The 12666-nt window shown below is 68.4% G+C and carries 8 protein-coding genes and 1 pseudogene; 6 read left to right on the top strand and 3 right to left on the bottom strand.

Going from position 1 to position 12666, the window contains the following annotated elements; translation table 11 throughout:
- Window positions 1-3: 3 nt before the first annotated feature.
- Entirely contained in the window at window positions 4-5649 is a 5646-nt protein-coding gene (locus ABL312_RS07065; protein ID WP_349360681.1) for a KR domain-containing protein, read from the top strand.
- 10 nt (window positions 5650-5659) lie between these two features.
- Here ABL312_RS07065 and ABL312_RS07060 read toward each other — a convergent pair whose 3' ends face one another.
- From ABL312_RS07060 to ABL312_RS07050, 3 genes are all read right to left on the bottom strand, one after another.
- Complete coding sequence (locus tag ABL312_RS07060) at window positions 5660-7093, bottom strand: alkaline phosphatase D family protein (RefSeq protein ID WP_349360680.1); 1434 nt, start codon at window positions 7091-7093, stop codon at window positions 5660-5662.
- 146 nt (window positions 7094-7239) lie between these two features.
- Window positions 7240-7635 (bottom strand): nuclear transport factor 2 family protein, encoded by a 396-nt coding sequence (locus ABL312_RS07055; RefSeq protein ID WP_349360679.1) that lies wholly within the window; start codon window positions 7633-7635, stop codon window positions 7240-7242.
- A 67-nt stretch (window positions 7636-7702) separates the two neighbouring features.
- Window positions 7703-8566 (bottom strand): alpha/beta hydrolase, encoded by an 864-nt coding sequence (locus ABL312_RS07050; protein ID WP_349360678.1) that lies wholly within the window; start codon window positions 8564-8566, stop codon window positions 7703-7705.
- Between the two features lie 45 nt (window positions 8567-8611).
- On the opposite strand from ABL312_RS07050, the gene ABL312_RS07045 reads away from it, so the two are divergent.
- The 5 genes and pseudogenes from ABL312_RS07045 (at window position 8612) to ABL312_RS07025 (ending at window position 12661) form a co-directional block, all read left to right on the top strand.
- On the top strand, window positions 8612-9238 hold the full coding sequence (locus ABL312_RS07045; RefSeq protein ID WP_349360677.1) for a TetR/AcrR family transcriptional regulator: 627 nt from the start codon (window positions 8612-8614) through the stop codon (window positions 9236-9238).
- On the top strand, window positions 9238-10434 hold the full coding sequence (locus tag ABL312_RS07040; protein WP_349360676.1) for a YbfB/YjiJ family MFS transporter: 1197 nt from the start codon (window positions 9238-9240) through the stop codon (window positions 10432-10434). The genes ABL312_RS07045 and ABL312_RS07040 overlap by 1 nt, the downstream gene beginning before the upstream one ends.
- Before the next feature lie 69 nt (window positions 10435-10503).
- Complete coding sequence (locus tag ABL312_RS07035) at window positions 10504-11148, top strand: LysE family transporter (protein ID WP_349360675.1); 645 nt, start codon at window positions 10504-10506, stop codon at window positions 11146-11148.
- 77 nt (window positions 11149-11225) lie between these two features.
- Window positions 11226-11336 (top strand): annotated as a pseudogene (locus ABL312_RS07030) (IS3 family transposase); the annotation flags it as partial.
- A gap of 593 nt (window positions 11337-11929) precedes the next feature.
- Window positions 11930-12661, top strand: coding sequence for an ABC transporter ATP-binding protein (locus tag ABL312_RS07025; protein ID WP_349360674.1), 732 nt, complete (start codon window positions 11930-11932; stop codon window positions 12659-12661).
- Window positions 12662-12666 lie beyond the last annotated feature (5 nt).

Genomic DNA, 12666 nt, shown 5'->3' with positions numbered 1-12666 from the left:
GAGATGGAGCATTCCGCGCAAACGATCCTGCCGATTTCGGCGCGCTCCCCGGATGCCTTTGCGTCCTACGCCGACCGGCTCGGCGGGTTCCTGCGCTCAGGCCCCGCCCATCGCAGGTCCGATCTGGTCGCCACTTTGGTGCGCGGTCGCAGGCATTTCGCGGAAATGCGAGGCGTCATGCGGCTCGACGGTGCGCGCGACAGCCAGCTGTTTCGCGGCGAGGGGCTGCGCGCGCTCGAGGGGCCCGGCTTCTCGCGCAACCTGATCTGGTGCTTTCCGGGGCAGGGCATGGCGATCGACTGGAGCGTGCTGGCACGCCTGCGCGACAGGGCCGTGTTCGCGCGCCGGTTCGACGAGGTGCTGGCGGGATTCGAGGTCCGGCTCGGCGCCGAACGCTTCGCCGAGAAGGTGGCGGCGTTCCTGCCGGGTGCCGATGGCGCGCCGCTGCGACCCGGGCCCCGTGGCACCGTGTGCGACCAGGTGCTTGTGTTCGCGACACAAGTGTCCCTGGGGGCGCTCTGGCTGGCGCAGGGGTTTCGGCCCGTCGGGGTCGTTGGCCACAGTGTCGGCGAATATGCCGCCGCCGTGTTCTCCGGTCTTCTGACGCTCGAGGAGGCCATCGCCCTGGTGGCCCTGCGCGCCGGCGACATGGATGCCGTTGCGGCCGAAGGGTTCATGTGTCAGGTCCGGGCGGAGCCGGAGCGACTGTCCGAGGTCTTGCCTCGAGGCGGGCTCGAGATCGCCTGCCGCAACGCGCCGGACCAGACGGTGGTGTCCGGGCCCGAAGCCGGCTTCGCGGCGCTTGCGGCGTTTTGCGACGCGGGCGGGGTCCGCTATCGGCGTTTGCAGGTGGCCAATGCCTTTCATTCCGCGCTCATGGCGCCAGCGGCCGAAAGCTTGCGATCCGCCGGCTTCGACCTGGGCGGGCGGGAGCCGGATCTCCCCCTGTTCGAGACCTGCCGAGCCGAGGCAACTCCGGCCGACGGTCTGGCCTACTGGAGCGCGCAATTGCGCGGAACGGTCGATTTCGTCGGGGCCGTGGAGCGGGTCCTGGACGAGATCGACCGTCCGGTGTTCCAGGAACTGGGGCTCGGCAGCGTGCTCGGCGGCTTCGTCTGTGCCATCGCAAAAGCACGGCCCGACGCGGATTGCGGGGTTGTCGGCGGCGTAGCGGAGGGCCGCGATGTCGTGGCGGACACGGTCGCGAACCTTTACTCGACCGGCTATGACGTGCCCTGGTCCGCACTGAACGGCACGGAGGCCGGCGGCATCGTGCCGCTTCCGGGATATCCGTTCCAGCGAAAGGCGGTCGCCGCGCCGCCGCGCTCCGGGCAAGCCGGCCCAGCCTCGCGCGATGCGCTTCCCCCGCTTGGAAAGCTGCCGCCGCGCAAGACCCAGTATTTCGAGATATCGCCCGCCAGTCAGGGCTGGCTCGCCGGTCATCTTGTCGACGATGCCTTCGTGGTGCCAGGGGCCGGGATGCTGGCCATGATGCTGGAGGCCGTCGCCCCGGTCGGCTGCCGGCAGGATCTGCACCTCGGCGATATCGTGTTCGAGGCGCCGATTGCCCTGAAACGCGCGCAGGACGTCGTCCGGATCGGCGTCCAGATCGAGAGCGGACCGTCGCCGCGCGTGGCATTGTACTCCCGGGCCAGGGATGACGCGCGCGCGTGGACGCGAAACGCCACGGCCGTGCTCGCGGAGGCAGGCGCGTGGCCGGATCTGCCCTCGACGCCGCCGGACATGGCGCTCGCGCGGATGCCCGCCGCGGACCCGGCACATGAGCTCTACGCACGCTTTGCCGAACAGGGGCTGGACTACTCGGACCTCTACAAGCGCGTCGAAACGCTGACGCCGAGCGAGGCGGGCGGCCATGCCCGCATCGCGCCCTTCGACGGCGCGGCGGGGCTCGCCCCGCTGGTGACCGCGCTGGATGCCATGCTGCAGGTCGCCGACTGGGCCCAGGGCGAAACGGGGAACGACACCGTGCTCCTTCCCGCCGAGATCGGCGCGCTCTCGCTGGCCTGGCGCGGCGACGCGGCGGCGGCCGGCGAGGTGCGGGCGACGGGCGGGGCGTGTCCCGATGCGCATCTGGTCGACCGGTCCGGCGCTCCGGTCTGTTCCCTGACGGATATCCGGTTTTCCGCCGAGCCGCTTGGCGATGCGCCGCCACCGCCTCTGCTGATCCCGCAGTGGCACGACATCGCACGGCTGCGCGACCGGCGTCCCGCCGGGGAGGTCTTCGCCGACGCGGCATCGGTTGGCGACCGCCTTGCCGCCGATCCTGCTGCCTGTGCGGACATCGATGCCTACTCCGGGCAGATCGCGGAGCTGGAAGCGCTGGTTCTGCGGGGGATGCATCGCCGCGTCGGCGGGCAGGATCTCTCCCGCCTCGCGGCGCAGGCCTTTTCGTTGCCGCAAGCCGCCGATCCCGCGATCGGCCGGCGTCGCCAGCGTGCCTTTGCCGATCTCGCCCGCAGGGCGCTTGCGGCGGGCGACGAGAACGCGCGAGCCGACACGGACAAGGGCCGCGAAGAGCTGCCGCTGGTGGCCCGGGAATACGATCTGGCGATGACGGCGCTCGATCTGATGCAAGACTACCTGAGCGGGGCGATGAGCGGCGAGGAGGTTCTGTTCGGGCAGGGGCGGGCGGAGACGCTGCGCGCCTACTACCAGAGTTCCTTCATCCTGCGGCGCGCGAATGACGCCGTTGCGCGGATCGTCGACCGCCGTGCGGCTTCGATGGAAACGGGACATATCCGCATTCTCGAAGTCGGCGGCGGCACCGGGGCGACCAGCGAGGGCATCCTGTCGCGGCTTCAGCAGCGTACCGGCCTGACCGTCGACTATGTGTTCACCGACGCCAGTCCCGGCCTTTTGCGCGCGGCGCAGGCCCGGTTCGGCCATATCGACGGGTTTCGGACCGAGGCGCTGGACCTGAACGATCCGGCCGCCTGCGACCGGCTGGAGGGACGCTTCGATGTCGTGCTGGGTGTGGACGTGGTCCATGCCACCCGCGACATTCGCGCCACCGTCGACCGGCTCGCGAGACGGACAGCGCCCAACGGGCTGTTTCTGCTGGTCGAGGATACCGAGAAACTCGCCTGGATCGATCTGGCGTTCGGCATGCTCGACGGCTGGTGGGACTATTGCGACGAGCGCGAGGCGCATCCGCTTCTGGGCTTCGATGCCTGGACCGCGTTGTTGGGCGAGCGGTTCGACAAGGTGCGGGGCGTCGATCTGTGCGCCGGCGGCGATCTCCCCGTGGTCGCGCGCGAAGGGCTCTTCGTCTGTTCGGCTCCGGTCGCTGTGGAAGGCGCGCGCCAAACACTGCGCATCGACCGCGCCTTTTTGGACGGTTACGACCGGACCGGTCTCGAACGCCTGCTGGCCGGCTGGATCGACGCGGGCGCACGCGAATTCGTGACGCTGGCGGAGTTCGACCGTCTGGCCGATCCCGGATTGATCGAAACCTATGCCGAGGTCTGTACCGATCTCGTCAAACTGGTCGCCGCGCGCGCGCCGGGGGCCCGGGTCATTCTGTGCGGCTCCCGCGACGCGATGCCGGTTGCCGGCGGTCTGGAGGCGGGACTGGCGCGGGTCGTCGCCAGCGAGGGGCTCGATATCGAGGTGCTGGCCTTGCAGCTGGAGAGCTTCGACGCGGCGACCGTGGCGGCGGGGATCGACGCCTTCCTGCAAAACCGTGGCGGCCATCTGAACGCCCTTGTGACCGGCGGCACGTTGTCGGTGCCGCAGCTGCTGGAGGCCGCGCGCGAGGTCAACGCCGACGGCGCGGGGCCGCGAACCGATGCGCTCGTGGCGTTCGGCGGCGAAAGCGAGATCGCGCTCGCCATCGCCCGACATCAGGTGCGCGCCGGGGTCACGCGCATCGTTCTGGCCGGGCGCGCCCCGCCGCGCCCCTCCACCCGCGCCGCCATCGCAACGCTGCGCGCCATGGGGGCCGAGGCGACCTACCATGAGGCCGATGTGACCGATTTTCAGGCCGTGCGGGCGCTCGCCGCCGGTGTCGAGGCCGACCGCCCGATGGTGGTGAACCTCGCGGGACATCTGAGCGATGCAAGCCTGCAGGACATCCGACCCGGCGATCTGGGCGCCGTCCTGGCGCCCAAGGTGCGGGGGTCCTGGAACATCGTGCGGGCCTTCGCCGGGCGAGCGGCCGAGGTGGTCCTGTTCTCGTCGACGAGCTGCTATCTCGGCAATGGCGGTCAGGCCGCGCATGCCATGGCCTGCGCCTATCTCGAGGAACTGGCCTCCGCCCGTCATCCGGGCGGCCTGAGGGTCAGATCCGTCGCCTGGGGGCCCTGGAAGACCATCGGCATCACGGCACGCATGGGACTGAATAGCCTGCTCGCCAAGGACGGCGAGGCGGCGCTCTCGACCCGCACCGGCCTGACCGCGCTCGACGTTACGGGCCGGCTGGAGGCCGCCGTCTGCGTCGCGGCGGATCTGACATCCCCGAAGCTTCAGAAACGGGACTGGTTCCGCGCGCTTCATCCTCTCGACGTGCCGCCCGAGGCGGGCGCGGGCGCCGGCGCGTCGATGGCGTCGGGCGCGGACGCGATCGGGGACACGCCGGTGACAAGCGTGGTCGCGAAGGTTCTGGGCGTGGATTGCGCGCAGCTGAAGGCGGACGCATCGCTGGACGACAACGGCGTCGATTCCCTGCAGCAGATAGAAATCCGGCTGGAGCTGGAAGAACTGTGCGGCACCCATGTGCCCCTCAAACTGCTCGGTGAGGCGGACACGCTGGCCGGGCTGGAGACCGCCTTCGCCGAGACGGTCCTGAAACGCCCCGCGCCGACAGCGGCGGCCGTCGTGGACGGGCCGGCGGAGCGCCAGACTGCGATTCGGGACGGACGCCCCGCAGTTTTCTTCTTCGAAGGGATCTTCGGCAACGTCGGCGGGGAGGCCGGGCTTGCACAGGCCCTCGGGGAGAGGGGGGAGGTGGTCCCGCTCGCCTCCGGTCGCGATCCGGACGCGGATATTCCGGCATGCGCCCGTCGTCTGGCGGACCGCATCGCGGATCTGTCGCCGGAGGGCGACGTGACCCTTGTCGGCCACTCCTATGGCGTCATGCTGGCCTATTCGGTGGCCGTTGAACTCCGGCAACGGGGGCGCGCCATCGCGCATTTCTACGCCCTCGACGGCCTGATGGTGCCGGCCTTGTCCCGTCACCACGTCGCGCGTCTGGGTGACGACGACTTCGAGGCGCTGCTGAGGGAAAGCCGCGAAGGCTCCGACGGCGGTCTTCTCGACGTCGAGCGCGCCGGGGTCAAGGATCTGCGCCGCGTGTTCCAGACCAACTGCCGGCTTGCGGCATCGCGGCAGACCTGCGGACCGCTCGATTTCCCGGTCACGCTTGTCTTGCCGGAGGAGGACACAGTGACGGGGATCACCGAGGACGTGTTCCGGGACAACCTTCACCGTATCGGCGGAGAAGTCGGCGGCACCGCGCCGCCGCCGCTGCGGGTGCTTCACGGGGCTGGCGACCATTTCTCGATGATCCGCCCCCCGTTCGTCCACGCGACGGGAGAGGCCTTGATCGCCCAGCTTTGCCCCCGCGACTGCCTTCTCGACCCTGGCGCGCCGGCAGACGCGCCCGTCGGCGAGCGCCCGGCCATGGCGTGAGAGGGCGGTGTCACAACGTCAGCGGTTGCGTGGTGCCGCTCGCTTCCAGCTCCCATCGCGCGCTCCAGCCGCCTGCGTCGCGCTCGAGCAGGAGATAGTTGCGCTCGGCGACATATCGGGTGCGCTGGCCGGGAAGCCGCTCCACGCGGATGGGATGCTCGGGCAGGGGGTCCTCGCCCAGCCGGGCGAGCGCGCCGAGCACCCGCGCCCAGGCCTTCGGCGGGGCGCGGTGCGCAATGCCGGAGGCGACCAGCTGGTTCAGGTGCAACCCGTCGCCCAGATCCATCGCAGCGCGCCCGGCGAGATGGATCTCGCCCGAGATCGCCGTGATGTCGTGGCCGTCGCGCCGCGCGAGATCGCGAACGAGGCGCAGCATGCGGCGCCATTCGTCCCGGTGAGCCCGGCTCTGCCATTGGTCGCGCAGATCGTCCTCATACTTCTGCATTCGCGGGATCAGGACCAGAAGCGTCTCAAGGAGCGACAGCCGCGGGCCGAGGAGGGGCACGCTCGACAACAGCAGCGTATGCCCCCGTGTGTCGCGTCGCGCTTCGTTGTCCATCATCGCCCAGCCGCCCGGTCCCATCACGCGGCGCCGTGTCCGCTCGGAGCGCAGGTCGGGCGCGAGGATCCGGAGGTCGGGGCCGTCGACGGTCCAGCCCAGATGCCGTCCTTCGGGGTCCGCGAAGCGTGCCGGCAGATCGCCATCGGCCGCCGCATGCTGAAAGACGAGAAAGCTCTCGCGCGCGACCGCGAACAGCGTCTGGCCGACGGGCGACTCCGTGCGCGACGCGGGCAGCGATCCCCAGCCGTCGCAGATGTCGTGATCGTCCCATTGCATGAGCGAGGGCACCCGCGCCGCGAGCCAGGCGAACTCGGGCGCGCCGTAAATGGCGACATAGCGCTCGAGAAACCGTTCGCGCAGGTGGTGTTCGAGGTCGGCCAGGGCCGCGGGCGCGGGATCGCGGGCAACGCGCTCCGGCCAGTCGCGGCTAAGGTCGTGGCCCTTCGTCACCTCGTCGGCATAGACCTGATCGCCGCCGTGCAACAGAAGCGCACAGGGCCGGCGGCGATGTTCGTCGCCGAGACGCGCCCACATGGCATTGCGCTCCGAGCCCTCGCGCGACAGGTCGCCGATCTCCTCGCCGTTGCAGGAGACATAGGCGATGCGCAGATCGCCCGTCAGATCGCCGGCGACCTCGTAGGTCGTGCCGTTCCAACGGTACTGCGACGGACGGTCCGCCGGCAGCGCGAAGCGCGCGCGCCACACGGTGGCCCGATCGTAATGCGCAAGCGGCGCGGGAGGAACCGGACCGTGCGGTGCATCCAGCGGCGCCACGGCCTCTCCCCTGGCGGCGATGAAAAGCGCCGAAAGATGCATGCGCCCGGCCTCGATATCGTCGAGGATCAGGATCGGGCCGAGCGGAGACGTGATTTGTAACTGCATCGCTATCAGCTATGGCGGCCAGCCGCGCTTTGCAATTGCCGTTTCGGGATTTCCGATCCCGCCTTGGCCGGCGTCGTTGCCGAGGGCAGGCGGAAACCCGCGGCGCCGGGACGCGCCGGCACGCGATCGATCCCGGGTTTTCAGGGTCAGGCCCGATCGACGATCGACACGATCCGGCCGTCCCGGAAACGGAACTCGCTTTCGCCTGTCACCTCAAGCGTGTCGCCGGCCTTCATGCCGTTTGGAAGATCGGTCGCGAGGGTGGCGCGATAGGCGATGCCGACCCTCAAGCCGGGATCGCCGCCATCGACGAGCGGCGTCGATGCGGTGATCGTCTGGCGCCGCGCGGCGAATATGGCCGTCGCCTTCTTCGCCTGCTCGGTGAATGCCGCAAGGCCGACGCACTCATGCGTCATCACGCCGCTGGAGATATTGCGGAAGGTCACGTCACGATGCAGCGACCCGGCCATGCCGTCGATGTCGAAGGCATTGTAGGCCGCGATGTAGCGCCGGATGAGTGCCTCTTGCCCGGACCGGTCCATGGGGCTCCTTCGGGTTTATGCTGCTGAAATCGGCCTCATCGCCGGTCACGAATGCCGCTGGCGCGGGTCATTCGGGCGACGACGACAGATCCTCGCCAAACCGCGCGACAAGCGCGCGAAGCACGACCTGCGGAGCTTCGAGCTGGGGCAGGTGACCGAGACCCGGCAAGGGGGTCAGCGGTGTGCCGACGCATTCCGCGAGCGCCATGCCCCTTTCCAGCGGGATCCAGGGGTCGTCGGTCCCCCAGAGGATCGATGTCGGGCAGCGAAGCGCGCCGTAGTGCGGTTCGATCTCCGCGGTGAAGACCTCGTCCGCCAGCTCGAACTGCCGCCAGAACGCCCTTTGTCCGGCGGGCGTGAGCCAGGGAGCGTCGAGGTGATCACGGTCCTTAGGCGGGATCGCGCGGGCCAGTGCGCTGTCGATATAGGCGCGCACGATGGCCGCGTGGATATGCGGCGGAAGCCCCGAAAAGGCGGAAACATGAGCCTTCACATGTTCGAAGAAGTCGGAGCCCCACGGCCGCATCGCCACGACATTCATCAGGGCAAGGCCGGCATAGTCGCGTCCGTGCAGGAGATGCGCCCGCAGCGCCACCGCGCCGCCGAAATCATGCGCGACCACCATCGGCGCGTCCACCCGCCAGTGATCCAGCATCTCGCCGAAAACCTCGCCCTGCACCGCAAGCGATGGCGGCCGGGCGGGGGAAAGCTCCGAGTGTCCGAAGCCCGGCATGTCGTACCAGTGGACCTTGAACCGCTGCGAAAGGGCAGGGACGAGGCGATGCCACACGAAGGACGACCACGGCCAGCCATGGGCAAGCACAAGCGGCGGCCCATCGCCCGCGCTGCCCCAGGCGACCCGTCCGGCCGACGTCGATGCGGCGCGCTCGAGGGTCCATGTCGCACCGGTGTTCCGGCCTCCGGTCTCCATTCCCGATCTCCGCTTCCCGCGCCGCCCGGCGGCCCCAAGAGGGGCGTGTTCGACCTGCGTCCGGAGAGTCATAACCCGCTTGCCATGGATAGACAAGTCGGTATATTTCGGATCATGCGCAAGACAGCCACGGACCGCCTGACCGCCACCGCCGCCCGCCTGTTTCAGGAGCGCGGCGTGACGCGTGTCGGCATCAACGAGATAATCCGCGAGGCCGATGTCGCGCGGATGTCGCTCTACAACAATTTCAAATCCAAGGAGGATCTGGCGCTGGCGGCCTATGCCGCCGTCTCGAAGGACCGTCTTGCGGCGGTCGATGCCGCCATCGACGCCTCCAGCGGGCCCGAGGCCGCGATCCTCGCCGTCTTCGATCTCGCCGCCGATCTGGCTGGCACATCGTCGTTCCGGGGGTGCGCCTTCATCAACCTCGCCGCGCATGCCGGCGTCGAGGACGCGCGGCTGCTCGATCTGGTTCGGTCCCACAAGCGCACCCTGCGCGGGCGTTTCGAAGACCTGGCCCGCGCCCTGGGCGCCCCCGCGCCGGAGACGACCGGCCGGCAGCTGCTCGCGATGTGGGACGGGGCCCTCGTCGACGCCTTCATCGAGGGCAGTGTCACGCCGATCACGGCCGCACGCGCGGCCGCCGCGAAGATCATCGCGCGCGTCGACTGATGGGGAGGACAGCCGCTCAATGGGCCGTCGTGCTGGGCCTGTCTCTGGGGCCGGCGGTCAGCAACGGCCTGGCCCGCTTCGCCTATGGCCTGGTGCTGCCCGCCATGCAGGCCGATCTTGCCTGGAGCTACACCGAGGCGGGGCTGCTCAACACGGCGAATGCGGCCGGCTATCTGGCGGGTGCCTTCATGGCCTTCGGCATGATCGACCGGGTCGGGGCGCGCAGGCTCTTTGTGCTCGGCATCCTGACGACGCCGCTGACCCTTCTGGGATCGGCGGTGGTCGACAGTCTGGCGCTGCAGTCTCTCTTTCGCATCGCGGCCGGTCTTGCCGGCGCGGCCGTCTTCATTTCCGGGGGCGCGATGGCCGCGATGCTTTTTCGCGACGACCGCAAGGCGAACGCCCTGGCGATCAGCCTCTATTTCGGCGGCGGCGGGTTGGGCATGATCCTGAGCGGCGCGGTCATTCCGGTATTGCTCGACGGGCTCGGCGACGCGGCCTGGGGCTCCGCCTGGCTGTTCCTGGCGGCCTTGTCGGCGATTGCCGTCGCGCCCGCGCTGTGGGCCGCGCGCCGATGCCCGGAGCCCGCGCGCGTGCAGGTCGCGGCGACGTCGCGCCTGCCGCTCCTGCGGATGGCGTTCAGCGTGTCCGGCTACTTCCTCTTCGCGGTCGGGTACATCGTCTATCTGACCTATCTCGCTGCGATGATGCGCGGCGAGGGCGCCTCCGCCGTTCTGGTCGCGGCCACCTGGACGCTCATCGGATTGGGGGTGATCGCGGCGCCTTTTCTCTGGCGGCCGGTTCTGTCGCGCAGCGACGGGGGCGGGGCGCTCGGCCTTGCCTGCCTCGTCACGGCCATCGCGACCCTGCTGCCTCTGGCGCTGGAAAACAGCGCGCCGCTGCTGGTATCCTCGGCCGTCCTGTTCGGGCTTTCCTTCTTCATGGCGCCCACGGCCGTCACCAGTTTCGCGCGAAAGAACCTGCCGGAGGCGTCATGGGGCCGCGCCGTCGCCCTTTATACGACCATATTCGCGCTCGGCCAGATCGTCGGCCCCGCCCTCGCGGGCTGGATCGCCGATGCAACCGGATCGATCGGGCAGGGCATGGCCGCGGCCGGTCTCGTTCTGCTGGCGGGGGCGGCACTCTCGGCGCTCCAGCGCCCGTTTCGGCTCGCCCCGTCGCCTACCGCACCTTAGAAAATCGGCCGCATCCCGCCGGCAACGACACTCGGAAGAACGCCAATGAGCCTCGATGTCCCGTCCGCCGTGACCCTTGTCGCGCCGGTCCTCGCGGCCGCGCTCGTCGCGCAAGCCAGCCCCGGCCCGGCGACCCTGGCCATCTCGCGCGAGGCGATGCTGAACGGGCGCAAAGCCGGTGTCGCACTCGCGCTCGGCGTCACGACCGGATCATGGATCTGGTCCGCCGTCGCGGCGGGCGGGATGAGTGCCGTCGTGCTGTCGCAGGAATGGGCAATCGTCGGGCTGCGGTTCGTGGCCGCCGCCTATCTCGGATGGCTTGCGTTCAGATCCGCCAAGTCGGTGTTCGCGCCCCCCGCGCAAAGGGGCGCGCTGCTGTCATCGACGTCTCCGGGAACGAGCACCTGCTACATGCGTGGCCTGTTGATCCACCTGACCAACCCGAAAGCGGTTCTTTTCTTCGCGGCGCTTTACGCGTTCGGCCTCCCGCTTGGCGCCACCACGGAAGCCGTCCTCGTGATCGCCGGCGCCGTGGCGCTGCAGAGCCTCGTCGTCTTCACAGGTTTCGCGCTCCTGTTCTCCCATCGATGGCTCGCCGAGGGCTACTGGCGGTTTCGGCGCGGCCTCGAGGCCCTTTTCGCGCTCGTTTTCGGGACCGCGGCCCTCGGCTTCCTCTCAAGCGCCCTGCGACCGCTTCTCACCCATGTGCCGTAGCCGGCGGATCGATCCGTGCCCGGCGTTGGCCGGCTCAGGACGGCCCGACGCGTCCACACCGTCAGCCGGCCGCTTTGCGGTTCACTTGTCGAGGCGAGGATGCGGTGCAAACCCGCGAACGGGGTTGCCGCGCATTTGGCTATCCGAAGACAATCCCTGTCGACCAGGGCTTGGAGTGCATCGCCCGCGCAGCGCGATCCGCAACACCTCGCCGATATCACGCATGAGAGGCGCTTCGGCGGTTTTCGCCACCTGAGCCGGATACCCCGGACGTTCCCGTTCGGGCCGATCCAGAGACGGTGGACACGTCAAGACATCACGGCGAAATCCGCATCACGCGATGGAGCGGCTTCAGCGCTGCCCCGCCGAGACAGGCTTGTGAGTTTCAAGACACAACTCTCCTGCGATATGCGCGACCCACATCGAACAAAAAAAGAATTAGAAAGGTGCGACTTCGCTTCTTAAGAGTAGGGAAGGGTGGGGATACTGCTTGCGTCAATACCATCGTCGATCGGCATCGCAACGATGAGGGGGTCGACGGGTGCGCGACGGGTCGCCCACGACGCAATCTCCTTTCGATTGATCCATATCAATGCGGTTTGCAGTCCTTGCACCCGATCGGTCTGCAATATCATTATTTATTGTGATTTGTGGCGGAATGAAATTCCTGTGTCACACACTGATGTGCTCGCGGAGCGAAATTAAATCTTTTGTCGTTTGAGTTGCTTGCTGCCCGCTGCCTAAGCTTGGCCTGGTTTTACAACCGACGAGGGCCAGGACAGTGACCAGAATTGCTCAACAATCGGCGTTCGAGATTGGCGTTGCACCACCAATACCGAACGCCGACGTCGCTGCATCTTTCAAACACATTTGCAAGGACTACAAGCTCGACCGCGTTCTCGTGAACGCGCTGCGCGACATTTCCTTCTCCATTCCAAAGGGTGAGACCACCTTCGTCACGGGGCCCTCGGGCAGTGGCAAGTCCACCTTGTTGAACATTCTCGGTCTGATCGACCGTCCGACGTCGGGCGAACTGTGGGTGTTGGGCGAGAACGTCACCAGGCTGAGCGACGCGCAAGCGGCGGACTTCCGCTCGCGGCACATCGGGTTCATTTTCCAGTCATTCAACCTGATCCCCGTGCTCAGCCTGCGCGAGAACGTCGAGTTTCCGCTGTTGCGCCACAAGATGAGCGCGCGCCAGCGACGGGAGAAGGCGGCCGATTACCTCGGCGCGGTCGGCCTTGGCGACCTGATGGACCGCCGGCCTGGCGAAACCTCGGGGGGGCAGCGTCAGCGCACCGCGATCGCGCGCGCGCTCGTGTCCGAACCCGATCTGATCATCGCCGATGAACCGACGGCAAACCTCGATACCAGGACGTCGCAAGAGATCGTGACGCTCCTCGACCGAATGAAGTCCGAATTCGAGACCTCGGTCGTGATCTGCACCCACGAGACCGATCTGATCACGCCGGAAAGCTGCCGGATCGAACTCATCGACGGCCAGCTTTCCTAATGGAC

The organism is Stappia sp., assembly GCF_040110915.1.
Taxonomy (GTDB): domain Bacteria; phylum Pseudomonadota; class Alphaproteobacteria; order Rhizobiales; family Stappiaceae; genus Stappia.
This window is presented reverse-complemented; position numbering and strand designations above follow the sequence as displayed.